A 22,957-nucleotide genomic window follows, 5' to 3' on the forward strand; every position below is an offset into this window, starting at 1 on the left:
TTGAAAATACGATTTCACGCATAAGAGCATCTTCGCATGTCGACTAAATTTATCATCCGTTTTGCTGCGATTCTATTTTCTGTACTTATTTTGACTGCATTAGCCATTCAATTTTTCTTTAAATCTGATGTAACCGTAGTTCTATGGATTTTCGCTGTACCTTTCATTTTGGGCATTCCAATTTTGGCTTCTATTGTATTGACCACCAATGATGAACTTGATATTCATAGCGTTAATTAGGCTTGAACCTTAAAGTGACGTATTTAAAAACATCTGATCTTTGCTGATAGAGCAGCTGACATTTGCACTTTGTTCGATAAAACAGACCTTATTTTAGAGCAATGCCAGTCAGTTAAGCATGCATTAGAAAATGTAGTAAAAGTGAGTGTATATTTACGCTCATTTTTTTATCAGGTCATTAGATCTCTTTCATAAATCAAAAAACGATCTTCTTTTTGGTTAATATTTGCACTCCGGATTTCTTAGTATTCGTGCATAATCTGCGGATGAAATACATCGATTCAAACAAGCTTTCTGATCCTCAGTTCAAGCGATACACAGGCATCTCATGGTCAACTTTCTATTTGATGGTTGAGCAATTGCAGAAGCATGTCTCTGCCAAAGGCAGACCGCCCAAGTTAAGCCTGGAGGATCAGGTTCTGCTCTGTCTGAGCTATTGGCGGGAATACCGAACCTTATTTCACGTTGCGACGAGTTACGGGGTTTCAGAGCCCACAGCCTCAAGAATTGTCCGTCATGTTGAAGACTGCCTGATTCGGTCCAATCTGTTTAATTTACCCAAAGATTTACCCGAGGGCGAAGGCATCGACTGGAATGTTGTGATCGTGGATGCCACGGAAATTCCAATCCAAAGGCCTAAAAAAACAGAAGAAAAGCTATAGCGGCAAGAAAAAGACCCATACCTTTAAAGTACAGGCCATGATTCACTACAAAACTCAGCAAATTCTGAGTTTATGTACCAGTCGCGGTGCAGTGCATGATTTCAAGTTGTTCAAACGCAATTTAAACCAGATTCCTTTTGGGGCTTTTATCCTTGCAGATAAAGGCTATCAGGGGATTTATGTGTTGTATCCGAATAGCCTGTTGCCATTAAAAGCCAAAAGACACTGTAAATTGGATCCTGAATTGAAAATCTATAATCAAGAAATCAATAAAAGAAGAATCGGAATTGAGCATGTATTTGGCAGCCTGAAAACCTTCAAAATCCTTGCTGAGCGTTATCGAAATAGAGGTAAAAGGCTTGGTTTGAGATTCAATTTAATCGCTGGAATCTACAACTTGGAACTGAGCAAAAAATGATTTATGAAAGAGGTCTATTCCAGAATTTGGATTTAACTCTCAAATCATCATGATTTACATAAACTCTAAGAAATAAGGGAATATTCTTATCATTATTCATTCAAAATAGGTCTTCATCATAAAACTCATCATTTTAGAGAAAACAGAATGCCTAAAAATAATTATCTACCAGCTCTAGAACAAGTTTATGACTTTTTAAAGGAACGACCAGGTTTTAAGGATAAAAGTGAATTTGATAAAGCGGTAGAATATTTTAGAACTCTACATGAAAGTGATCCTCTGGATTTCAGAGTTCAAGCACCGAATACTGTCGCTGGAAAATTTGGGGCTAAAGAAACTATAAATTTAGGGTCTATGCCAGAATTCAGTAATAAGGAAAATTTCCTTAACTGGATAGATACGCAAATTAACCACTAGTTGAAAGACTTTAAGCAAACGCATCATACGGCAGGTTTTCATTTATTATTCATACATTCATTAACATGTAGTACAGAAAACAATCGAAACTGAGTTGGAAAACTACAAATTTGAATGATAACTTTGTATTCAAATCTTCCCAGTAAAGAGGTGAGCAATGAAGTTGTTGACTTTGGTTGGTATGGGAGTAGCAGCGAGTTATTGTTATAAAACTATGAAAAATGGCAAGCTTGCTCTTTCAAAACCTGACTTTGATGAAAGTGTAAAACGATTTGTACTGCAAGAATTTGCAGCTTAGTTCTTCACGATATATTTTCCAAAAAGGCTCATCGGATGATGGGCTTTTTTATTTTCTAAAAAATTATAATTTTAATATTCAGATTAAAAGCAGTTTAATTATAGCCACCATGTTATAAACCTACCTCTTGATCTATTTTAAATAATTAAATGAGAGCTAATGGATGATGAAGATGGAAATGAATGGTGCGAGCTTATATATTCTGAAGCCTTGAGAATATATAAACCAACAAAATACAACACAGTCAACAAACTGAGATTCTTTGCGCTGATTTTAGAATTATTCGCAGAAATGCAGCATGAGGATGTAATAATTCAAGTAAAGGCTGTGAATGTGAAACTTAAATTGAGATCTAAAAATTACATTTTTTGGGTGTTTGAAATGCCTAATTTTCAGGATAAGACGTTATTTTTAACTTATATGTCTAGCAAATTAAGTCAGCTATAAGGTGTCGTTGAAGGTTAAAATCGTCAATTACTTCAACAAGTATAGTTATTTTTTATAAAACTATAGTTTTTTTATATGTTAATGGGGTATTTATATATTTTTACCAATAGCTTGCGTATTTTCTAGTCGTTGCTCACTTTGACAACATACCTGAGTCAGCGCAAAAGTGATAAAGGGGAAGGCCCATCGAAAGATGGGATTTTTTAATATGTATAGCTTATTGAACGAAAAGTAACTTAAAGCAAATGTAAGAAAACAGTTTATTAATACTCTCTATACTTTATTGGTAAATTCACAGTGCTATATTCGTTTTGCGAAAACAAGAAAACGCAAATAATACGAAGAAAATGACTACAGTACTAGCCCGCTTATTTGAAAAAGTAAGTGGGCTTTTTAATTGAAAAATTAATGTAATATTATGCTAATGTATAAATTATAAGTTTATATATAATGCATGAATAGATTCTATCGCTGTAGTTTCTTTCCAATTTCAGCCTCCTTCCCTAAGGAGGCATTTTTTTATCTATGGAAAAGTAAAGTTCCAATTACTATTGTGTTTATTCAGTTACACAAATGATCATGGTTGACTATTGAATGAATCTTTCAAATATTTAAGCATGATATTTTATTGGTTAAATAAGTGATGGATCGCCATGATAAATGAAGAAAAGCCTTTAAACTTCGACAACGATAGTGAGCCTCAAGATTTCGAAGATGAAGAATTTATCGATGATAAGAAAGAGGATGAAATGTACAATGCTATTACCAAAGATGGTTCTAGTGTTGATCCTGCGGATGATGGGACGCGTCATATTCGCCCTGAAGACGGTGATCCGATAGAAATTGAAGAGTAATAAAAAGCCCAATTTAATATTGGGCTTTTTTATCGTCTGGTGGATGAGAATGAAAATACAATATTTCCCATTTAGAATTGAGCGGATTGATCAAAATCCCCATCTAGAAAATTTAAATAGTCATTGAAATGATTTTTTTCACTTAATAAAAAAGCCCTCATTCATGAGAGCTTTTATGTCAATTCAATCTAGCAAAATAGCCTAATAAGATATTTAAAATGGGGTGCAATTAATCGTTAAACGTCTCATTTAAAGCAGTTTGAACCGCTTCAACCCGGGCCTTGCAAGCTTTATAGGCAGTCATGGATTCTTCCACGATTTTCATCAAGTTATCAATATCCGGTTCTTGCTGAGATTCGAGCAGTTCCGCATTCTTTTTCAAGATGTCATAGCCTTGTTGGAAGCTCAAAGTATCATGATTCATAAGGAAGTACCTGTATAAGTTGTGCTGAAAAAATGCCGTCATGTAATTCGACTTCAACCAGATCGCTGGACTGAATCTGTTGAATAGAGGCAACCATATGTTCTTGCTGGCGCACGATGGCATAACCCTTGGATAAAACATGTTTAGGATTTTGTAGTAGCGTTTCCCGCATCAGGGCATCGAGCTGTTGATTGATGAGCAGGGTATGCTGTTGGGCCAGACTGGCAGTATTGGCCTTGATCTGTTGCAGACGTTGCAGCGCATCCATAATCTGGTTATTGGCCAGACTTTGAATCAGTTTCAAAAATTGATCATTCTGATTTTGATAAGCCTGAATCTGTTGCTGAGATAAACGCTGAATCCGCTGTAGATAATTCAGGACATCCTGGGTTAGTTCAAAGACATGATTGCGGATTCCAGCAATAACTTTACTCGGGGTATCAAAGGAGCGATGCGCAATCTCATCCAGAATAGTACGGTCTTTTTCATGCCCGATGCCGACCCAGACAGGTACCGAACGTTTACAGAGCAGGGCAGCCAGATCATAATCATTCAAATAAGCCAGATCATTGACTGCGCCACCACCTCGTATAATCACAATCAGATCCGGTGCTGTATTATAAGTCTGTGCCCATTGTTTGAGCGCTTGCGCCAGATTTTGCATAATACTTTGCGGGGCAGTATTTCCCTGAAAAGTCGCACTGTGATAGATAAACTCACACACCTGCGCATGCTGCAGTGCATCGGCATCTTTTTTAAAATCTCCCAGGCCTGCTGCATTTTCGGGAGCAATCACCAGAATCCGGTTCAGGTCAAAAGGGCTGGGCAAGTTTCTATTGCGCTGAATCAGTCCTTCAGTCGTCAACCGCTCAACAATCTGCTGATAACGCCGGGCAATATCTCCTAAGGTATAGCCCGAATCAATCTCGACAATATTTAAAGAAAAGCCATATTGCGGATCAAAGTTGGCTTTGACTTTAATCAGCACTTTCAGATCACGACTCAGCTCAATCCCGCTTTCACGTTCAAACTGCGTGACAATTTTCTGGGCACTAAATTTCCAGATGGTTGCTCGGCAACTGGCAATCACCTGATCGCTATCGGCTTCTTTTTCTGCCAGCTCCAGATAATAATGGCCGGCTTTAATACTTAGATTACGAATTTCGGCTTTGACCCATACTGGTGTATCGAAAGTGAGTTTGACCACTTCCTGAACCGTAGCAAGATATTCCTTGAGGGAGAGTTGAGGATCGTCTGTCATGCCAATAGAAAGTTTAAAATTCAATCAAATATTAAATCAATCCAGCACAGATCACAAATCTAAAAGCGAAGTCATATTTGAATGATGTAATGACAATGTAATGCTATTAAAATGCATAATCACTTGGTTTAGGCGATTCGTCCGACATTTCCTTATTATGGAGAGGTTCTTCTCTTCTGTTTATCTTGTTCATTGAGAGAGTTTATAGCGTTGAAGTCCTTAATGCACAAAGGTCTTATTTCCATTCTTTAATGAAAAAGTACGGTTAAAAATGTACACAGACTTGTCTCTGGCAAGGACAAGGAAATATGCTAAATTGGTGAAGAATTATTGAAGAAGAATAGGCTCTCATGAAAAAAACAATGTTGTTCGGTTTGCTGGCTCTCGCTCTAAGCGCATGTACCACCACGCCGCAATCTGAGACGGAAGCTCCTAAAATAGGTTCAGCGAATCCTGCAAGCGCTTATTGTGTCAATCAGGGTGGCAAGCTTGAGATTCGTACTGAAAGCAATGGTCAGGTCGGATATTGCCATTTAAAGAATGGTCAGGTGGTCGAGGAGTGGGAATTACTGCACATGAATCAACCTAAATGTATTGCTGATCAGGCAGCGGCATTGGTGGGTCAGTCCAATTTGACTGAAGCGCAAATCAAGCAGAAAACCAAGGCACAAATTGTACGTATGGTTGAGCCGGGTCAAGCGGTGACGATGGATTATCGTGAAGAACGAGTGACTGTAACGGTGGATCCTACAAGCAAAAAGATTATCCAGGCTTCATGTGGTTAATTACACAAAATGAAAAAGCCCATGAGTGGGCTTTTTTAATTCCATACAACTCGCATTTTGAAATGACAAATCTTCCCCGATCTTTTATATTGCCCCTCGGAAGGAGAAATTCATGAAAAAGTTATTGGCTTTATCGTTTATGCTGGCGCTGGCCGGTTGTGCCGAGAAGAAACCCTTAACCCCTGAAGAGCAGTGGCAAGGTTATTGTCGAAGCGTCGGTAATGCGGCGCGTACCATTATGCTGGATCGTCAGAATGCGATTGAGAAAGAAAAAGCAATCGAGCATGCCAACAAGATCGATGATGAAACCACCAAAGGTTTTATCCTGAATATTATTGATGAAGTCTATGCAATTCCAGCCGAAGAGATTAAGGGTGATGTAAAAGCAGCCCGTGAAAAAGTCCGTGCTGAATTTACTGCAAAGTGTATTGCGACACCGCATGATGAATTACCAGATTACAAACCGTTCTAAGGAACGGTTTTTAAAATCTGCATAAAATCATTCAACTCATATTTCCCATTAAACGTATTTAAATATACACATCTTCAAAAGACTGAAAAATAGAAATAGCCTAAGCAAAAAATGTACACTTTGTGACAATTTTTAAATCTAAAATATAGAAATACTTATCTTTATATTGAATAATGAATTTAACTCCAATTAACCAAGGAGTAGCACAATATGGAAGTCGTAAGATATTTGCATCATTCTGATCTACTGCTGGAAGATGAAGAAGGTGTGGTCATTATTGGCGGCAGTCGCTATGTACTCAGCGTTGGTGACAAAGTCGTTTTAAAGAAGATGCTAGAACAAGATAAAAAGCTTTATCAGATTGTTATTTCCTTTGCCAGCAATAATCACAGTACAACCTGTGAAGATGAATGCGTGGTGAAATTCCAAGGCTGCCGAGACTCATATCAGCAGTATTTAAACTCGACCACTGTACACTAAGGTGGAGTATCTTTTTAACGTCAAATCAGGCAACATCAGGGTTGCCTTTTTTATGCATTAAATTCAGTTAAAAGGGCCTATTCATGGGCTTGTTTCGTGTGGTGTAAGCTGGAACTGATTATGGAATAATCATTAAGAGCATCATTTAGTTATAAAATAACGAGCATCACGAAGAAACACTTGAGTTGCATTAACTTTTAACTGGAAATTTAGTAAAATTTCGGAGTCCATATTATTTATGAAGCTTGGAATAAGCAGGAATTCATAAGTAATTTTTTAAAAAAGAGGAATAACACTGTGCTAGAAGCTTACCGCCAACACGTTGAAGAACGTGCCGCACTCGGAGTCCCACCGAAGCCACTTGACGATGCCCAAACAGCTGCATTAGTTGAACTACTAAAAAACCCGCCAGCTGGTGAAGAAGCATACTTGGTAGATTTGCTTGAAAACCGTGTACCAGCAGGTGTTGACCAAGCTGCATATGTAAAAGCTGCGTTCTTAGCTGCATTGGCAAAAGGCGAAGCAACCTCTCCACTCGTTTCTAAAGAACGTGCTGTTTATTTACTAGGTACTATGCTTGGTGGTTACAACGTAGCGCCTTTAGTTGAACTTTTAGACAATGCTGAGCTTGCTGAACTTGCAGCTGAAGCATTGAAAAAAACGCTTCTTGTATTTGATGCATTCCATGACGTTGCTGATAAAGCAAAAGCTGGTAACGCAAATGCTCAAGCAGTTATGCAGTCTTGGGCTGACGCTGAATGGTTCACTAGCCGTAAAGACGTTCCTGAAGAAATCAAACTGACTGTTTTCAAAGTAACTGGCGAAACCAACACTGACGACTTGTCACCTGCACAAGACGCTTGGAGCCGTCCAGACATTCCATTGCACGCAAATGCAATGTTGAAAAACGTACGTGACGGAATCAATCCAGAAGTTCCTGGTGAAGTGGGTCCACTTAACCAGATTAAAGAACTGATCGCGAAAGGCAACCAGGTTGCTTACGTGGGTGACGTTGTTGGTACAGGTTCATCTCGTAAATCTGCAACTAACTCTGTACTTTGGTTCTTCGGTGACGACATCCCGCACATCCCGAACAAAAAAGACGGTGGTTACTGCCTAGGTTCTAAAATCGCTCCGATTTTCTTCAACACCATGGAAGATGCGGGTGCATTACCGATCGAGATCGATGTTGCCAACATGAACATGGGCGACGAAATCGTTCTTAAGATCGATCACGCTGCTGCTAAAGTAACTGCGTTCAAAGACGGCGCGCAAATCGCTGAAGCTGAACTTAAAACTCCAGTACTTCTTGACGAAGTTCGTGCTGGTGGTCGTATTAACCTGATCGTAGGTCGTGGTTTGACGACTAAGGCTCGTGAAGCTTTAGGTCTTCCAGTATCTACAATGTTCCGTACTCCGGTTCAGCCTGCTGCAACTGGTAAAGGTTTCACTCAAGCTCAGAAGATGGTTGGTCGCGCTTGTGGTCTTCCTGAAGGTCAAGGTGTACTTCCAGGTACTTACTGTGAGCCTAAGATGACTACTGTTGGTTCGCAAGATACAACTGGTCCAATGACTCGTGACGAATTGAAAGACTTGGCTTGCCTAGGCTTCTCTGCTGACCTTGTTATGCAATCTTTCTGTCATACAGCTGCGTATCCAAAACCAGTTGACGTTCAAATGCAACACTCGCTTCCTGATTTCATCATGAACCGTGGTGGTGTGTCTTTACGCCCAGGTGACGGTATTATTCACTCTTGGTTAAACCGTATGCTTCTTCCAGATACTGTTGGTACTGGTGGTGACTCACATACTCGTTTCCCAATCGGTATTTCATTCCCGGCGGGTTCTGGTCTTGTAGCGTTCGCTGCAGCAACTGGTGTTATGCCACTTGATATGCCTGAATCTGTACTTGTGAAGTTCAAGGGTAAAATGCAGCCTGGTATCACGCTACGTGACCTTGTGCATGCAATTCCTTACTACGCAATTAAGGAAGGTGACCTAACTGTAGAGAAGAAAGGTAAGAAAAACATCTTCTCTGGTCGTATCCTTGAGATCGACTTAACAGAAATGGAAACTGACCTGACCGTTGAGCAAGCATTCGAACTTTCTGATGCTTCTGCTGAACGTTCAGCTGCTGGTTGTTCTATCACGCTTTCTGAAGAGAAAGTTGCTGAATACCTTCGTTCAAACATCACCATGTTGAAGTGGATGATTTCTGAAGGTTATGGCGATGCGCGTACGATGGCTCGTCGTGTTGAGAACATGGAAAAATGGTTGGCTAACCCAAGCCTGATCAAAGCTGATGCTGATGCTGAATACACGAAAGTGTATGAAATCGATCTTGCAGACATCAAAGAACCTATTCTTTGCTGCCCGAACGATCCAGATGATGCGAAACTTCTTTCTGACGTTCAAGGCGCGAAAATTGACGAAGTATTCGTTGGTTCTTGTATGACTAACATCGGTCACTTCCGTGCGACTGGTAAGTTGTTAGAAAAAGTTCCTGGTGGTGCGTTGTCAACTCGTTTGTGGATTGCTCCACCTACGCGTATGGACGAACATCAGTTGATGGAAGAAGGTTTCTATAACATTTATGGTAAAGCTGGCGCGCGTACTGAAATGCCAGGTTGTTCATTGTGTATGGGTAACCAAGCACGTGTAGCTCCGAACACAACTTGTGTATCGACTTCTACTCGTAACTTCCCGAACCGTTTAGGTCAAGGTGCTAACGTTTACTTGGCTTCTGCTGAACTTGCTTCTGTTGCTGCTGTATTGGGTAAATTACCTTCTCCAGAAGAATACCAACAGTACGCAGCTCAAATTGACAGCATGTCAGCTGACATCTATCAATACTTAAGCTTCGACAAGATGAGCGAATATACTGACGCTGCTAAAGACGTTGATACGAAGAAAATTGCTGCTGCTCAGTTAACTTAATTGTTGATTAAAAAGTAGTTTAAAATAAGGGCTGATTTATCAGCCCTTATTTTTTTGAGAAGAATTATTAATGGAATTATCAGATTTATCAGTGTTGTTGTTTAGTACATTAGGATCTACAAGTTTTCTTGTTGGTATTGCATATTTTTTTAAAGATATTATTTTTAAGTATTATGAAAAGAAAATTAATATTAAATTTGAAAAAGAAATGGAAGAATTTCGACAAAAAATAAGAGAAAAAGACAGTCATATAGCGTTAATAAATAATTATTTAACTGATTTAGAAAAAAATCGTTCAAAAGTAAGAAATGATAAGCAATTAATTGCTGCGGAAGATTGTTCAAAATTAATAAAAGTATTTAATAAAACAAACTTCCTGATTCAAATACTAATAAGAATTAATTTTAAAAAAGTATATGCTGAAAAAAGAGAATTAGAATTACAAGGGGTTGGTGAGCAGCTATACCGTGACTGCAACATTGAAAATATTTTAAAAGAAATTAAAGACTTAAATAGTGATTTTATAGATCTTTATTTAGATCATGAAAGTTTAAATAGTTTGCGTATTTTTCAGGGAATAACAGTTACTGCAATAACATTAATAGCGGCTTTTAAAGATAAAACCACAGAATTTTTAAAAAAAGAAGATAAAGAGCTTGTTGAACTAATAATTAAATACTTACCAAGTACTAAAAGTTCATTTGAGAAATATGGTGACGAGTATATGTTTATTTGGCACGATTATTTTTATGAGAAAACTTTAATCTCATTACGCAGTTTTGTTAGTGGTGAAAAAATCAATGATGATATCGTCAATATTCAAAAAATAACAATGACAACTAGGGTGTGTCCTCATTTGGCTTTGCACCAAATAAATATACAGGCTATACGAATCATAGATTTATAATTGCGTGCCAGTTTATCAAATCGAGTTGCAATAGCACGGAAATGTTTTAATCTCGAAAATGCATTTTCAACTAAGTGTCTTAATTTATATAGATATTTATCAAATTCCTTATTCGATCTCTTACTGTTTGATCTCAATGGAATAATGGGAATCATATTCTTGTTCTTGGCATATATTCTAATGTACTCAGCATCATACCCCTTATCAGCAATGAGATAAGTTGCCTCGTCTACCGTATCAATCAGTTGTTTTGCAACTTGACTGTCGTGGACGTCACCCCCAGTGATTTTAAAATCAATCGGTAATCCATTCGCGTCGGTTGCAAGATGTATTTTTGTTGTTCGTCCACCACGTGATTGTCCAATTGCTCTTTCGAAACCATGCCGAGCTCCACTTGCATGTTGATGCACGCGTATGTAACTTCCGTCAATGAATACCCATTCTTGATCCAAGACGCCTCGTAATCTAAAAAAAATTTATCCCACAATCCCTTGCTTGCCCAACGATTAAAGCGATTGTAAGCAGTTTGCCAAGGACAAAATTCTTGGGGAATATCACGCCATGTGGCGCCTGTACGCAGTTTCCATAAGATCGCTTCCATGATATTTCTACTATTCTTTGAACAGTAACAACCGTGTAATCGCATAGTATCTTGAATTTGCTGCCAGATATCATCGGTGAGAAGAGTACGTGCCATTGAAAAAATATAGAAATCAAAAGAGCTTAAAGGAGGATTTTAAGTATTTAAAACCAATTTTTCAAATGAGGACACGCCCTAGAAAAATTTATAATAATTTACCTGATGATTTAAAAGTTCAAAGAAGTTGATCTAACCAAATGGCAAAACAATCCCGATTCCTCTGTATTGGTGGCTTCCTCAACGGAACGCAGGTCAAAGACCAAGGTGACAGCTTTGTCTGCGTCGAAAAAGGCAAAAATGTCACCTATACCAAAAAGGAAATATTCCATCCTGATTCATGGGATCACGACTACTACGTTTGTGAAACGACCACAGACAAACAGGCACGAAATTGGGTCTATGACATTGAGTCAAAATAATATTTAATTCGATAAAGAAAAACATGGGTTGACGTTATCATCAGTCCATTTTATATCCGTTTTAAAATATTCAAACAATAAAAAGCCCCATGGTTAGGGGCTAGTCGTATATAGGTCAAGCCCATATACTGTAAGAGGCTCATCTCAAACTGCGTGTATTAGAACACAGCAGTCTGCAAATAACCATCTAAATCTGATTTAAACAGTCAATTGCTGTTCAATCACCGGCCATAAATTCTGATGCGATTTTTTAAACATCAGCATATGACCAATGGCTTTATAGGCATAACTTTTAGGGCTAAGTTTAATTATCTGGGTTTTTGCGTTTGGATATAAACGCAGTAAATCTTTCACATTGGCTTCCGTGGCAATCTCATCATCCGATGACCAGATTGAGGTAATCGGGCAGGTGATTTGCGCATGATAATCATGGGATGGTGCAATCTTTTTACCAATCGCGTTGATTACATAACCCGGTTTACTACAGAACTGCGCCCATTCGCGAGCTACATCTTTCGGCAGGTTTTCACCCATACCAATCGCTTGAGTCGGGCCATAGCCTTTAGTGATGCGTGCCAGTGGGAAAATAACATTAAACATCACTGGCGCAAGTAACTTGGTTTTACCTTTGAGTCCTTTCACATGTCCAGTAGAGCCAGAGACAGCCACCACTTTTGCGACTTTATCGTAATTTGGCACAATACCTAAAAGCTGACTACCGGCACTATGTCCAAGTAGGATCACTTTTTCTGCATTGGTACGCGTTGATAAAGCATCAATCGCGGCCGGAATATCCAGTTGACCCCATTGCACAATACTGGCTTTTGACTTTCTCAAAGGACCGTGTAGTGAATCACCAATCCCCCGAAAATCAAAGACCATAACGGCATAGCCTTGAGCTTGTAACCAGACACAAAACTGATGATAAAACTGTTTGGTAATGCCTGTTGCCGGACAAACTAATACCGGAAGTTTTTTAGTTTCAGAAATAGCTGCATAAAAACGTGCACTTAAGCGATAGCCATCCTGACACTGGAGAGTCAATGTTTCAAATTCAGACATACGATACACTATGATTTTTATAATCCCATGAAGCTTTTACTGTATAGATTTTTAGCAGGGTAGCTTGGGGAAAACATGACTTAAAAGTCAGTAAAATAATAGAGATGGAATAAACTTATGCAGCTAATGGAACTTGAGCTGGCCGTTAAAATAGCCGTTATTTTTAGTGGAATATTCTTGTGGATCGGGATGTTGACCGGTGTCTGGAAATATTGGCAGATTCGTCAATCACCTCAGTCACGCGCACATTATTATGTCGATATTGCCCATCGTAGCAGCCTACTTTATGCACCTGCGACCTTAATTCTGGCAGTATTAGCCTATTGTTCAGTGTTGCCGAGTATGGTGAATCTGGTTTGCGTACTGATCAATATTCTGTTTTTCAGTTTTTCTATTGGGGCTTATATGTTGCATGGTTTCCTGCAAGACACGACGAATCAGTTTAAACAGCCGCATCAGCTGGGTAAGTTTTATTTGCCAGGAAGTTTGATGACTTTCGCCATGCTGGGTTTAATTGTCGCAGAATTGGGCGGGACAGGGATTTTGCTCTATGGAGCATTTATCGGATTATTTTAATCTTATTTTTATAGTTATTCTGAAAGGATGCTGGAATGTTGGAAAGTTAAAACACTTTTTTCACCAGATGGATGACTGGCCAAATCATCCATCTGGGCTAATTTAAAATTTGTTTATCGGTATTTCTGGTCTATGGCAGCCCATAGGAAAAATGCAGCTGAGACAATCAGTGCATAGCCAAAGTATTCAAGTTTTAAATTACCTTGAATTAAGCAATGGACGGTTAAAGTCAGCATGAGTGCAAAAGTGGTGCATATAAATGTCACCAGATTGGTGTTGTTGGCTTTAAGAGCGTCAATGAAGACTTGCTTGTTGAAATGTAATGATAACATCTCCATCCCTCCCATTTATTTATGTTATTGAAGATTAAAGCAGATTTAATCAGTCAGAATTGAATATATAGTTGTACTGTTTAATTTGGACCTTTGCAACTTCTGTGGCAGGCTTTTACAGTCAAAATGGCCATCTTTAGTCGTATAACTACATAATCACTTGATTAGGCAAGAATTATATTTTTAGATTTCACCTCCAGCTAATTTTGGAAATAAGATGTAGTCATCATTTGATTAATGCGACCAGATAGAAAATGCAAATTCTACGCCAAAGACATGTAGTGTTAATCAATACTTTGTAAGCCTGCGTATGACTCGGAGGGGGACTTGGTTTAAGTTGGCAACAATAGGTATCTAAAATCAGGAAATTAAAGTTTTGTTTATATTTATATAAAAAATAAAATAATTAAAGTGCAATTCTATACATCATATTTTATAGAAAATCTTAGTATCAAGATTTACAGCGGTGATTTGATGTCATTATTAAGAAACAATAAATGTCCGTTTGGGTAAAACCTGACAATTATTGATCACGCTCAAACCGGATTTTGGGTAAAAATACGATTTTTCAGACATCCTAGAAATTTTAGTTTCTAATACGGTCAATCACAGCTGTAATCAGCAATACAATCATGGACGGGATAAACCAGGCCAGATTCTGATCTGATAGAGGTAAATTTTGCAGTAATGCAGGCAATTCAAAACCAGCGACTTTTAATCCATCAAAAATACCAAAGATAAAGGCTACCAGGGTCACTGGTGCAATCACATGAGATGGTTTGTTGAAGAAGCTCGCACAGAAGCTCAGCATAATGACGCTAATGGCAGGCGGATAAATAGCGCTCAAGACTGGAACCGAAACAGCAATCAGTTTGGTTAAACCCAGGTTTGAAATCACCAGTGAGAAGCCCACCAGAACAAATACAAAGATCTTGTATGGAATCTTGGTCAAGTTGGAGAAATACTCAGCACAGGCACAAGTCAGACCAATTGCAGTCACCATACAGGCAATAAAAATCATGCCAGACAGGAAGTAAGCACCCATATCGCCAAAAGCATGTTGTACATATGCATGCAGGATAATGGCACCATTGGCTGCATTTGGTGCAATCTCATGGCTACCTAGTCCAAGTTTAAACAGACTTAAATACACCAGAGTTAAACCAATACCAGAAATAATGCCGGCATTCACTGCATATTTGGTAATCAGTTTTTTATCGGTTACACCACGTGAAGTAATGGCTTTAACAATCACAATACCGAAAACTAAAGCGCCCAAAGTATCCATGGTTAAATAACCATTTACGAAGCCTTCAGTCACTGGACTGGTAACGTAATTATCAATCGCTGCAGGCGGATTGCTGGCAGGAATCATCACGGCTGCTACACCCAAAATGATCAAAGAAATAATTTTAAGTGGCGACAGGAAATAGCCGACAGTATCCAGAATCTTGTTTGGATATAAAGACACGATGGTCACTACAGCAAAATAGATGATACTGTAAATGAGCAGGCTGCCAGATTCATTGCCAAAGTAAGATGAAAAACCGATTTCATAAGAAACGGTTGCGGTACGTGGTGTCGCAAATAAAGGGCCAACAGCTAAGTAACATATCACAGTCAGCAAAATACTGGCTGCTTTGCCCAGAGGCGAGCTTAGTGCCTGAATGGAGCCTTCAACGCGAGACAACGCAATAATGGTAATCACGGGTAAGCCGACTGCTGTAATAAGGAAACCTAAAGCAGCGAGCCATACGTGTTCACCGGCTTGTTGAGCCACAATCGGTGGGAAGATAATGTTGCCCGCACCAATAAACAGTGCAAAGGTCATAAAACCTAGGGCGACAATATCCCGAGTACGCAGACTTGTCATAAAGGGAGATCAATAGAACAAAAGAAAGCGATTTTAGTGTATATGTCCAATTTTTTGGAGTTTATTTTAAGGCTGGAAGCCTTGATTCTAGTGAGTTTGCGGATCACATAACCGGTCATTCAAATCTTGGTAGAAATATATGTTTGATAATTCGCTGAAAAATATATTTTTCCTTACAAGCTCAAAAAATATCTGCACTTGATATCAAAATATGTCAGTTATTGTTTGTACAAATAAACAGCAGTGAAAATTCCTATTTCAAGGAAAATTGCTGTGCCGAAACTCAACAACTGCGACATATTTCGCAAAAAAGGGATTATAATTCAGGGATTCATAGTGAGGATAGGTATATGCGCGCTCCAGCGATTAGTCTTAAAACTGAGCAAGATGTTGAAAAATTGCGGATATCTGGGCGTTTGGCTGCAGAAGTTTTAGCGATGATCGGGGAGCATGTCAAGCCAGGTGTCACGACTGAATATCTGGATGATCTCTGTCATGATTTTATTGTAAATACCTTAAAAGTGACGCCCGCCAATATTGGCTATTATGGCTATACCAAAACCACCTGTATTTCACCGAATGAAGTGGTTTGTCACGGCATTCCATCATCGAAAGTCGTTCTGCAGGATGGCGATATTATCAATATTGATGTTGCCATTATTAAAGACGGTTATTTTGGTGATACCAGCCGGATGTACTATGTTGGAACTCCTTCTCCAGAAGCCAAGCGACTGGTCAATACCACCTATGAAGCCATGGTGGCCGGGATTCATGCGGTGAAGCCGGGCGCGACCCTGGGTGATATTGGTTATGCGATTCAAACGGTCGCACAGCGTGAAGGCTATTCCATCGTGCGCGAATATTGCGGTCATGGCATCGGCAAGGTCTATCACGAACAGCCAAACATTTTGCATTACGGCCAGCCGGGTCAGGGCATTAAACTGGTTCCAGGTATGGTGTTTACCATTGAGCCGATGGTGAATATGGGTAAAGCCCGCGTCAAAGAATTGAAAGATGGCTGGACCGTGGTTACTACAGATAAATCCTGGTCTGCCCAATGGGAACATATGGTCTATGTGACTGAAACCGGGTTTGAAGTCTTGTCGCCTTGGCCTGAAGGCACAGGTGAGTATTCGGAAATTTAAAATATTGATTGAATGATCTTTATTCAGATAATCCACTTACATAAATTACAACTCACTCATTCTTGCTGACGAAAACATACAAAACACTACATTAAACAGTGGTTTAGGATTTTATATCTGATTAAACTAAGAGTCAGATACATAGGTTCCCTTTTTTTCGCTCACTATGCTGTAGTGAAAGTTTCTCTAGCTCATTTTTCCCCAAGAATGAGCTATTTTTTTGTCTAGTTTTTCTCAAAAGTACTTCATTTAGCGCCGATTTAATTCAGCGACCAGATAATCAATAAAGACCCTTACTGCAGGTAATAAGCCGCGACGTGAAGGATAAACCACATGGAAAATACCATGCGGTGCTTTCCAGTCAGGAAGCACTCGAACCAGTTCGCCACTTGCTACATATTGCTCGACCACGTTATCTGGCAACAAAGTGATACCTGAGCCTGATGCGGCCAGTTGTGCCAGCATATTTAGGTCAGACCCCATAACCGTTGGACTGACACGGATTTTTTTCTGTTCCTGCTGTTCATTTTGTAAGGTCAGAAACTGTTCGGTATGGTCTTTGGCCATACTCAGGATTTTATGTTCAGCCAGTTGCTCAGGGGTTTTTAGTTCACCAAATTCATTTAAATAACCCTGACTGGCAAATAGATGCTGCTCAATTTTTTCAAACTGGCGGATCACCAGATTTGGGTCATCATCCAGGCTGGAACGGACGCGTAAGGCCAGATCAAAGCCTTCATTGATAATATCGACCCGGCGGTTGGTGATCATCATCTGAACTTTAATTTCAGGATATTTTTTCAAAAAATCTGGCAGAATTTTTGCCAGTTCATTCTGGGCAATGGACACTGGCAGACTGACTTTAATGGTTCCACGCGGTTCGGTACTCAGATGGTCCACCAGATCATGCGCCGCCTGTGCAGCATTCAGCATAACTTGGGCATGCCGGTAAATATTCATGCCAATATCGGTGACGGCAAAATGACGAGAACTGCGCTGAATCAGACGCACACCCAGGCGCTCTTCCAGATTAAACACCCGACGGCTGAGTTTGGATTTGGGAATATCGGTTGCACGTTCGGCTGCACTAAAGCCGCCATGTTCCACCACCTGAGCGAAACAGTAAAAGTCATCCAGATCAGACAGCATAGTTTAATTCCATTCTTGCAACGATAAGCTGATTAAAAATTGATTGTTGCATACTGTCAATCAGAGAATGCAGCATATAAAAAATTTTTAATTCCCGGATTTAAGTAAACCTAGCAATGTTTGCATGCCGTCGGTCGCGTTTTGGGGAATTTTGTAAAACTGTGCAGGCAAATGCTGCTGCTCAGCTTTCGGGTCGATGTAATAGGCCTGACAGCTCGCAGGAATCTCATGAATTAACCCGGCGACCGGATAAACCTGCAAGCTTGTGCCAATGACCACGAAAATATCGGCGTCCTGTACACAGTCTTGGGCTTCTTCATACGCGGGCACGGCTTCGCCAAACCAGACCACATGTGGACGCAGAGGATAACCAGCTTTACAAAAGTGTTGATTTAAATCTAATTCAGCACCTTCAATGGGATAAAACTCGGTCGTGCTTTGTGCATCGGGGCCTGAGCTTTTGGCCAGGCGAATATTGCCATGCAGATGAATCACCTTGGAGCTGCCGGCACGTTCATGCAAGTCATCAATATTCTGGGTGATTACATGCACATCAAAGTTATCTTCAAGATCCGCAATCACTTGATGGGCTGCATTCGGCTGTACTTCCAGAATATTTTTACGGCGGGCATTATAAAAGCGTTACACCAGTTCTGGATTTTTAGCCCAGGATTCAGGTGTGGCAACCTCTTCAATCCGGTATTGTTCCCAAAGTCCATCACTGTCGCGAAAAGTATGAATGCCACTTTCGGCGCTCATGCCTGCACCGGAAAAAACCACCAGCTTTTTCATTGTGCTATCTCCTGAATCTTTAGGCAGCTGAAGTGCTAGATTGTGAATTTTCTTTTAAGAAGATACCAAGTTCCCGGGTAAATTTTAGCGGTTCAGTCAGTAAAGGTGTATGGCCGGATTTGCTGAAAAGTACCTGTTTGGCCTGAGGCAGGCTTTCTGCAATCAGGCGCTGACCTTCAAAAGGATACAACTTGGATTGTACACCGCTAAAGAAAGTCACCGGACAGCTGAGCTGGGCCAATGCTTCTCGGTAATCTTCACGATGATATAAATAATTGTTGATATACCACGTCATATAATCCACCCGACTGGAAGGCAATAACAGACTTTGCAGTCGTGGTTGATTCAAAATGAATTCGAAAGCTTTCAGGCTATATTTTTGTTCATTTTGTAGCTGAATAAACTTTAGCCATAGGGCGGCAATTTGTTTACGGACCGAAACGTCAAGATCGCGAATCAATTCAACTTGCTGATATTGTGCAAGTAGGGCAGAGAGCTGCTGCAGAATGTCGATAAATTCCTGATGACGTGGGCCAAAAAGACCAAAAGCCCAGGCATCATCGACTGGTATTTTGGGAGTCTGATCAATGTGCAAATAAGCTGTTATGTGTTTGGTAAAGTCCCCATAGTGCAGCCCATGCATGGTTGTCGTCGCGCCCATAGAGTAAGCAATCACAATGAATTTATCTAAATTGAGCTGTTGAATTACCGATTGAATATCCAGCCAATGACTGGAAATTGCATCGAGATCTTGCGGAATTTTACAGCGACTGGAAGCCCCAAAGCCGCGCCATTCCGGAATAATGAAACGGAAATTTTTCTGATGCGGATAGAGAAAAGCTTTCCATTGCCAGCTCAGCATGCCAAGTCCCGAGAGTACCAGTACCGGCTGTCCCTGACCGTATTCCCGTATAAACAGCTGTTCACCATCGGGCATGCGATAAAAAGGCATGTGTATCTCCGTATTTATAATTGTTATGCATCAAATTGTTTGAGTCGCGGAATGACCTGTTCCAGCCAGGAAATCCAGCCCAGTTCCTGATCAATCCCCAGTTGCAAAATCATTTTATGAATATACAAGGTACGGTCAGTTTCGTCCGCTTGAGCAAAGTCTTTGGCAAAAATCTGCTGATAGGTTTTCAGTTTTTCTTTATGCAGTTCCAGATGGCGTTCCAGCTCTGCCAAGGTGTTATTGCCACCAAGCTGGGCTTCGGCACGTAAACGTACCATCAGCTCTTCACGTAGTTGTGCTGGTGGGCTTTGTTGCAGCATCCAGTTAGCCAGTTCTTCCCGGCCCCGACGTTCCACCTGATAAGTCTTTTTGCGGCTATTGGAATCTTCCTCTTCTAGCGTGGAAATCCAGCCTTTTTGTAGCATGGCATTCAGCTCGCGATAAATCTGCTGATGAGTTGCATTCCAGAAGAAGCCCATGGAACGGTCAAAGCGGCGGGCCAGTTCGATTCCGGTGCTGGGTTTTTCAATCAGGCTGGTCAATAAAACATGCGCTAAAGACATAAACGTCTCAAAAAAGTGACTCGGGATTATTATGCAACATGTTGCATAAAAATCAATTCTGGCATATAAATTAGTGCAACAAGTTGCATTAAACTGGATGGGTTGAGGGATCAAACTGCCAGTTGCTAAAACAATAGCCAGCCTAAACGCACGCTCAGGAGTTGAAATGTCTAAATATCCGAATTTACTTGCCCCCTTGAACTTGGGTTTTACCACGCTTAAAAACCGCGTGTTAATGGGTTCCATGCACGTTGGTCTGGAAGAAGCAGCAGGCGGATATGATCGGATGGCAGCTTTCTATGCAGAGCGTGCCAAAGGTGGAGTCGCTTTAATCGTCACCGGCGGGATTTCTCCAAATGATCATGGCGTAACGTTTCATGGTGGTTCCAAACTTGACACTCTTGAAGAAGCTGAAAAGCATAAAGTGATTACTCAGGCCGTACATGAGGCGGGCGGGAAAATTGCCATGCAGATTCTGCATACCGGGCGTTATTCTTATCAGGCTGAAAATGTCGCGCCATCCCCAATTCAGGCACCGATCAATCCAGTCAAACCGCATGCTTTAACTTCGGCTGAAGTGCAGCAAACCATTGATGATTTTGCCAATTGTGCCAAGCTGGCTCAATATGCCGGTTATGACGGTGTAGAAATCATGGGCTCGGAAGGCTATCTGATTAACGAGTTTATTGCAGCACGTACCAACCATCGTGATGATGAGTGGGGCGGAAGCTATGCAAACCGTATCCGTTTCCCGATTGAAATCGTACGCCGTACCCGTGAAATGGTCGGTGAGAACTTTATCATTATTTATCGCTTGTCTATGCTGGATCTGGTCGAAGGCGGTTCAACTCTGGAAGAAGTCATCCAGTTGGCCAAAGAAATTGAAAAAGCTGGTGCGACCATTATCAATACTGGCATTGGCTGGCATGAAGCGCGTATTCCGACCATTGCCACCAAAGTGCCACGTGCAGCCTTCACTTGGGTCACCCGTAAACTGAAAGGTCAGGTGAAGATTCCTTTAATCACTTCAAATCGTATCAATACTCCGGAAATGGCTGAATATGTATTGGCATCTGGTGATGCTGATATGATTTCCATGGCCCGCCCAATGTTGGCAGACTCTGAGTTTGTCCTGAAAGCGGAGCAGGGTCGTAGCGATGAGATCAATACCTGTATCGGTTGTAATCAGGCCTGTCTGGATCATATTTTCTCAATGAAAATTGCCACCTGTCTGGTCAATCCACGTGCCTGCTATGAAACAGAGCTCATTTTTAAAGAAACCAATGTAGCAAAAAATATTGCCGTGATTGGTGCGGGTCCTGCAGGTTTAAGCTTTGCTGTATATGCAGCAAATCGCGGTCATCAGGTGACGGTATTTGAAGCCGCTGCTCAGATTGGCGGGCAGTTTAATATTGCCAAGACCATTCCGGGCAAGGAAGAGTTTTATGAAACCTTGCGCTACTTCAAGCGTCAGATTGAATTACAACCACGTATCAAATTGCAACTGAATCATAAGGCGAGTCTGGAAGAGCTGGCTCAGTCAAGCTTTGATGATATTGTGGTGGCAACAGGCGTGACACCGCGTCAGCTTGAGATTCCGGGCATTGCTCATGCAAAAGTACTGTCTTATCTGGACGTTTTGAAAGAACGTAAGCCAGTGGGTCAGCGAGTTGCCATTATTGGTGCAGGCGGTATTGGTTTTGATACAGCCGAATTCCTGAGCCATGAAGGAGAAAGTGGCAGTATCAATCCGGAAAAATTCTATGATGAATGGGGTATTGATACTGACTATGAAAATGTCGGTGGCTTAAAAGCTGCAAATGTAGAAAAACCGCAACGTGAAATTTATTTATTGCAACGTAAAGCTGCTTCAGTCGGCGCGAGTTTGGGTAAAACCACAGGCTGGATTCATCGTACCGGTTTAAAACACCGTGACGTAAAAATGATTGCGGGCGCCAATTATGAAAAAATTGATGATCAGGGCTTACATATTGTCGTGAATGACAAGCCTGCTGTGTTGGAAGTCGATCACGTGATTATTTGTGCCGGTCAGGAATCTTATACCGCCATGTTTGATGAGCTAAAAGCGGCGGGTAAAAATGTGCATCTGATTGGTGGAGCGAAAGAAGCGGGTGAGCTGGATGCCAAGCGTGCCATCCGTCAGGGTGCTGAATTGGCGGCGGTGATTTAATTTAAAAAGCCAAACTTTATTAACCTCTCCCTGACCCTTTCCTAAAAGGAGAGGGATAAATCGGTATAAAAAGTGTTATCTTCCTCTCCCTGAACGAGTTTAAAGTACTGCTTTAAACGAAGTGCAAGAGAGGGCTGGGGTGAGGGAGATTAATTTTTTAATAACAAAAAAGGAATTCAAAATGACCATCGAAAATACCAAAAAATCCATTGCACGCTGGCATGAGATGCTAGAAAGCCGTGATATGTCGATCTTGAATGAGCTGCTTGCTGAAGAAGTGGTATTTCGTTCGCCTGTGGCTTTTCAGCCTTATCCTGGAAAACAGTTGGTATTTTTTATTTTGACCAATGTCATTCAAGTCTTTGAAAACTTCACTTATCACCGTGAATTTATAAGTGAAGATGGTAACAATGTCGTACTTGAGTTTTCTGCCAATGTGGGCGATAAAAAACTAAAGGGAGTTGACATGATTCAGTTTAATGAAGAGGGGCAGATGATTGATTTTGAAGTCATGATTCGACCTAAGTCCGGACTTGAAGCCTTGGCTGTACAGATGGGCCAGCGGATGCAATCATTCCAAGCTAAAACTTAATTCGAACTATTGATTCAAGTCGGCATGAAATTTGTAAATCACAGCTAGTACAACTAGAGGGGGATGACA

Annotated in this window: 26 protein-coding genes and 1 pseudogene; 17 read left to right on the top strand and 10 right to left on the bottom strand. The window is 40.6% G+C overall.

What is annotated here, in order from left to right:
• Positions 1 to 36: 36 nt before the first annotated feature.
• From J7649_RS02495 to J7649_RS02525, 7 genes are all read left to right on the top strand, one after another.
• Positions 37 to 240: a hypothetical protein gene (locus tag J7649_RS02495; protein WP_216986118.1), complete on the top strand. Its 204-nt coding sequence runs from the start codon at positions 37 to 39 to the stop codon at positions 238 to 240.
• Positions 241 to 455: 215 nt separating this feature from the next.
• The gene (locus tag J7649_RS02500; protein ID WP_219309230.1) at positions 456 to 902 is read left to right on the top strand and encodes a transposase family protein; all 447 of its coding nucleotides are present in this window, start codon (positions 456 to 458) and stop codon (positions 900 to 902) included.
• The gene (locus J7649_RS02505) at positions 850 to 1,320 is read left to right on the top strand and encodes an IS5/IS1182 family transposase (protein WP_016658330.1); all 471 of its coding nucleotides are present in this window, start codon (positions 850 to 852) and stop codon (positions 1,318 to 1,320) included. Before J7649_RS02500 ends, J7649_RS02505 begins: the two co-directional genes overlap by 53 nt.
• A gap of 147 nt (positions 1,321 to 1,467) precedes the next feature.
• Positions 1,468 to 1,737: a hypothetical protein gene (locus J7649_RS02510; RefSeq protein ID WP_005263238.1), complete on the top strand. Its 270-nt coding sequence runs from the start codon at positions 1,468 to 1,470 to the stop codon at positions 1,735 to 1,737.
• Positions 1,738 to 1,894: 157 nt separating this feature from the next.
• Positions 1,895 to 2,035 carry a hypothetical protein gene (locus J7649_RS02515; protein ID WP_004645377.1) on the top strand — a complete coding sequence of 47 codons (141 nt, stop codon included), beginning with the start codon at positions 1,895 to 1,897 and terminating at the stop codon, positions 2,033 to 2,035.
• Positions 2,036 to 2,194: 159 nt separating this feature from the next.
• Positions 2,195 to 2,482: a hypothetical protein gene (locus J7649_RS02520; protein WP_005103447.1), complete on the top strand. Its 288-nt coding sequence runs from the start codon at positions 2,195 to 2,197 to the stop codon at positions 2,480 to 2,482.
• Between the two features lie 653 nt (positions 2,483 to 3,135).
• On the top strand, positions 3,136 to 3,336 hold the full coding sequence (locus J7649_RS02525) for a hypothetical protein (protein WP_005247241.1): 201 nt from the start codon (positions 3,136 to 3,138) through the stop codon (positions 3,334 to 3,336).
• A gap of 229 nt (positions 3,337 to 3,565) precedes the next feature.
• Here J7649_RS02525 and xseB read toward each other — a convergent pair whose 3' ends face one another.
• Together xseB and xseA are read right to left on the bottom strand one after the other, a co-directional pair.
• Positions 3,566 to 3,760, bottom strand: a complete 195-nt coding sequence (xseB, locus tag J7649_RS02530; RefSeq protein ID WP_004278752.1) for an exodeoxyribonuclease VII small subunit — start codon at positions 3,758 to 3,760, stop codon at positions 3,566 to 3,568.
• Positions 3,750 to 5,021, bottom strand: a complete 1,272-nt coding sequence (xseA, locus tag J7649_RS02535) for an exodeoxyribonuclease VII large subunit (protein WP_219309233.1) — start codon at positions 5,019 to 5,021, stop codon at positions 3,750 to 3,752. The genes xseB and xseA overlap by 11 nt, the downstream gene beginning before the upstream one ends.
• A gap of 350 nt (positions 5,022 to 5,371) precedes the next feature.
• Between xseA and J7649_RS02540 the strand changes: the two genes are divergently transcribed.
• The 5 genes from J7649_RS02540 (at position 5,372) to J7649_RS02560 (ending at position 10,602) form a co-directional block, all read left to right on the top strand.
• Positions 5,372 to 5,806: an I78 family peptidase inhibitor gene (locus J7649_RS02540; protein ID WP_004278749.1), complete on the top strand. Its 435-nt coding sequence runs from the start codon at positions 5,372 to 5,374 to the stop codon at positions 5,804 to 5,806.
• A 112-nt stretch (positions 5,807 to 5,918) separates the two neighbouring features.
• A complete protein-coding gene (locus J7649_RS02545; RefSeq protein WP_004278748.1) occupies positions 5,919 to 6,278 on the top strand; it encodes a hypothetical protein in 360 nt (119 codons plus the stop codon).
• Positions 6,279 to 6,488: 210 nt separating this feature from the next.
• Positions 6,489 to 6,758, top strand: coding sequence for a hypothetical protein (locus J7649_RS02550; RefSeq protein WP_219309235.1), 270 nt, complete (start codon positions 6,489 to 6,491; stop codon positions 6,756 to 6,758).
• 297 nt (positions 6,759 to 7,055) lie between these two features.
• Positions 7,056 to 9,695 (top strand): bifunctional aconitate hydratase 2/2-methylisocitrate dehydratase, encoded by a 2,640-nt coding sequence (locus J7649_RS02555; RefSeq protein WP_005252103.1) that lies wholly within the window; start codon positions 7,056 to 7,058, stop codon positions 9,693 to 9,695.
• 70 nt (positions 9,696 to 9,765) lie between these two features.
• Positions 9,766 to 10,602: a hypothetical protein gene (locus J7649_RS02560; protein ID WP_219309237.1), complete on the top strand. Its 837-nt coding sequence runs from the start codon at positions 9,766 to 9,768 to the stop codon at positions 10,600 to 10,602.
• Here the strand turns inward: J7649_RS02560 and J7649_RS02565 are convergent.
• Positions 10,548 to 11,299, bottom strand: a protein-coding gene (locus tag J7649_RS02565; protein WP_411800830.1) for an IS5 family transposase whose coding sequence is annotated in 2 segments (ribosomal slippage) — positions 10,548 to 11,065 and positions 11,065 to 11,299 — 753 coding nt in all. Because the reading frame shifts where the segments join, the coding sequence is not laid out codon by codon here. The genes J7649_RS02560 and J7649_RS02565 overlap by 55 nt on opposite strands.
• A gap of 140 nt (positions 11,300 to 11,439) precedes the next feature.
• On the opposite strand from J7649_RS02565, the gene J7649_RS02570 reads away from it, so the two are divergent.
• Entirely contained in the window at positions 11,440 to 11,661 is a 222-nt protein-coding gene (locus J7649_RS02570; RefSeq protein ID WP_004278743.1) for a hypothetical protein, read from the top strand.
• Positions 11,662 to 11,859: 198 nt separating this feature from the next.
• Here J7649_RS02570 and J7649_RS02575 read toward each other — a convergent pair whose 3' ends face one another.
• Positions 11,860 to 12,723: an alpha/beta hydrolase family protein gene (locus tag J7649_RS02575; RefSeq protein ID WP_219309239.1), complete on the bottom strand. Its 864-nt coding sequence runs from the start codon at positions 12,721 to 12,723 to the stop codon at positions 11,860 to 11,862.
• Between the two features lie 117 nt (positions 12,724 to 12,840).
• Between J7649_RS02575 and J7649_RS02580 the strand changes: the two genes are divergently transcribed.
• Positions 12,841 to 13,299, top strand: coding sequence for a hypothetical protein (locus J7649_RS02580; RefSeq protein ID WP_219309240.1), 459 nt, complete (start codon positions 12,841 to 12,843; stop codon positions 13,297 to 13,299).
• A 113-nt stretch (positions 13,300 to 13,412) separates the two neighbouring features.
• Here the strand turns inward: J7649_RS02580 and J7649_RS02585 are convergent, their stop codons facing one another.
• Together J7649_RS02585 and brnQ are read right to left on the bottom strand one after the other, a co-directional pair.
• Positions 13,413 to 13,631: a hypothetical protein gene (locus J7649_RS02585; protein ID WP_004645284.1), complete on the bottom strand. Its 219-nt coding sequence runs from the start codon at positions 13,629 to 13,631 to the stop codon at positions 13,413 to 13,415.
• A gap of 586 nt (positions 13,632 to 14,217) precedes the next feature.
• A complete protein-coding gene (gene brnQ / locus J7649_RS02590) occupies positions 14,218 to 15,504 on the bottom strand; it encodes a branched-chain amino acid transport system II carrier protein (RefSeq protein WP_219309241.1) in 1,287 nt (428 codons plus the stop codon).
• 350 nt (positions 15,505 to 15,854) lie between these two features.
• On the opposite strand from brnQ, the gene map reads away from it, so the two are divergent.
• The gene (gene map, locus J7649_RS02595) at positions 15,855 to 16,649 is read left to right on the top strand and encodes a type I methionyl aminopeptidase (protein ID WP_219309242.1); all 795 of its coding nucleotides are present in this window, start codon (positions 15,855 to 15,857) and stop codon (positions 16,647 to 16,649) included.
• A gap of 249 nt (positions 16,650 to 16,898) precedes the next feature.
• On the opposite strand, the gene J7649_RS02600 is transcribed toward map, so the two are convergent.
• From J7649_RS02600 to J7649_RS02615, 4 genes and pseudogenes are all read right to left on the bottom strand, one after another.
• Positions 16,899 to 17,798 (bottom strand): LysR substrate-binding domain-containing protein, encoded by a 900-nt coding sequence (locus tag J7649_RS02600; RefSeq protein WP_219309243.1) that lies wholly within the window; start codon positions 17,796 to 17,798, stop codon positions 16,899 to 16,901.
• A gap of 87 nt (positions 17,799 to 17,885) precedes the next feature.
• Positions 17,886 to 18,590: pseudogene (locus J7649_RS02605) on the bottom strand (SIR2 family NAD-dependent protein deacylase).
• Between the two features lie 19 nt (positions 18,591 to 18,609).
• Complete coding sequence (locus tag J7649_RS02610; RefSeq protein ID WP_219309244.1) at positions 18,610 to 19,542, bottom strand: alpha/beta fold hydrolase; 933 nt, start codon at positions 19,540 to 19,542, stop codon at positions 18,610 to 18,612.
• A 23-nt stretch (positions 19,543 to 19,565) separates the two neighbouring features.
• On the bottom strand, positions 19,566 to 20,105 hold the full coding sequence (locus J7649_RS02615) for a PadR family transcriptional regulator (RefSeq protein ID WP_219309246.1): 540 nt from the start codon (positions 20,103 to 20,105) through the stop codon (positions 19,566 to 19,568).
• A 166-nt stretch (positions 20,106 to 20,271) separates the two neighbouring features.
• Between J7649_RS02615 and J7649_RS02620 the strand changes: the two genes are divergently transcribed.
• Positions 20,272 to 22,296: an NADPH-dependent 2,4-dienoyl-CoA reductase gene (locus J7649_RS02620; RefSeq protein WP_219309248.1), complete on the top strand. Its 2,025-nt coding sequence runs from the start codon at positions 20,272 to 20,274 to the stop codon at positions 22,294 to 22,296.
• A gap of 181 nt (positions 22,297 to 22,477) precedes the next feature.
• The gene (locus J7649_RS02625) at positions 22,478 to 22,888 is read left to right on the top strand and encodes a nuclear transport factor 2 family protein (RefSeq protein ID WP_005100041.1); all 411 of its coding nucleotides are present in this window, start codon (positions 22,478 to 22,480) and stop codon (positions 22,886 to 22,888) included.
• The last annotated feature ends 69 nt before the right edge of the window (positions 22,889 to 22,957 follow it).

Origin of the sequence: Acinetobacter lwoffii (genome assembly GCF_019343495.1) — a bacterium.
Taxonomy (GTDB): Bacteria; Pseudomonadota; Gammaproteobacteria; order Pseudomonadales; family Moraxellaceae; genus Acinetobacter; species Acinetobacter lwoffii_P.

Coding starts and splice junctions, on each gene's coding strand:
- J7649_RS02495 (WP_216986118.1), top strand. CDS start 37: ATGTCGACTAAATTTATCATCCGTTTTGCTGCGATTCTATTTTCTGTA.
- J7649_RS02505 (WP_016658330.1), top strand. CDS start 850: ATGCCACGGAAATTCCAATCCAAAGGCCTAAAAAAACAGAAGAAAAGC.
- J7649_RS02510 (WP_005263238.1), top strand. CDS start 1,468: ATGCCTAAAAATAATTATCTACCAGCTCTAGAACAAGTTTATGACTTT.
- J7649_RS02515 (WP_004645377.1), top strand. CDS start 1,895: ATGAAGTTGTTGACTTTGGTTGGTATGGGAGTAGCAGCGAGTTATTGT.
- J7649_RS02520 (WP_005103447.1), top strand. CDS start 2,195: ATGGATGATGAAGATGGAAATGAATGGTGCGAGCTTATATATTCTGAA.
- J7649_RS02525 (WP_005247241.1), top strand. CDS start 3,136: ATGATAAATGAAGAAAAGCCTTTAAACTTCGACAACGATAGTGAGCCT.
- xseB (WP_004278752.1), bottom strand. CDS start 3,760: ATGAATCATGATACTTTGAGCTTCCAACAAGGCTATGACATCTTGAAA.
- xseA (WP_219309233.1), bottom strand. CDS start 5,021: ATGACAGACGATCCTCAACTCTCCCTCAAGGAATATCTTGCTACGGTT.
- J7649_RS02540 (WP_004278749.1), top strand. CDS start 5,372: ATGAAAAAAACAATGTTGTTCGGTTTGCTGGCTCTCGCTCTAAGCGCA.
- J7649_RS02545 (WP_004278748.1), top strand. CDS start 5,919: ATGAAAAAGTTATTGGCTTTATCGTTTATGCTGGCGCTGGCCGGTTGT.
- J7649_RS02550 (WP_219309235.1), top strand. CDS start 6,489: ATGGAAGTCGTAAGATATTTGCATCATTCTGATCTACTGCTGGAAGAT.
- J7649_RS02560 (WP_219309237.1), top strand. CDS start 9,766: ATGGAATTATCAGATTTATCAGTGTTGTTGTTTAGTACATTAGGATCT.
- J7649_RS02570 (WP_004278743.1), top strand. CDS start 11,440: ATGGCAAAACAATCCCGATTCCTCTGTATTGGTGGCTTCCTCAACGGA.
- J7649_RS02575 (WP_219309239.1), bottom strand. CDS start 12,723: ATGTCTGAATTTGAAACATTGACTCTCCAGTGTCAGGATGGCTATCGC.
- J7649_RS02580 (WP_219309240.1), top strand. CDS start 12,841: ATGCAGCTAATGGAACTTGAGCTGGCCGTTAAAATAGCCGTTATTTTT.
- J7649_RS02585 (WP_004645284.1), bottom strand. CDS start 13,631: ATGTTATCATTACATTTCAACAAGCAAGTCTTCATTGACGCTCTTAAA.
- brnQ (WP_219309241.1), bottom strand. CDS start 15,504: ATGACAAGTCTGCGTACTCGGGATATTGTCGCCCTAGGTTTTATGACC.
- map (WP_219309242.1), top strand. CDS start 15,855: ATGCGCGCTCCAGCGATTAGTCTTAAAACTGAGCAAGATGTTGAAAAA.
- J7649_RS02600 (WP_219309243.1), bottom strand. CDS start 17,798: ATGCTGTCTGATCTGGATGACTTTTACTGTTTCGCTCAGGTGGTGGAA.
- J7649_RS02610 (WP_219309244.1), bottom strand. CDS start 19,542: ATGCCTTTTTATCGCATGCCCGATGGTGAACAGCTGTTTATACGGGAA.
- J7649_RS02615 (WP_219309246.1), bottom strand. CDS start 20,105: ATGTCTTTAGCGCATGTTTTATTGACCAGCCTGATTGAAAAACCCAGC.
- J7649_RS02620 (WP_219309248.1), top strand. CDS start 20,272: ATGTCTAAATATCCGAATTTACTTGCCCCCTTGAACTTGGGTTTTACC.
- J7649_RS02625 (WP_005100041.1), top strand. CDS start 22,478: ATGACCATCGAAAATACCAAAAAATCCATTGCACGCTGGCATGAGATG.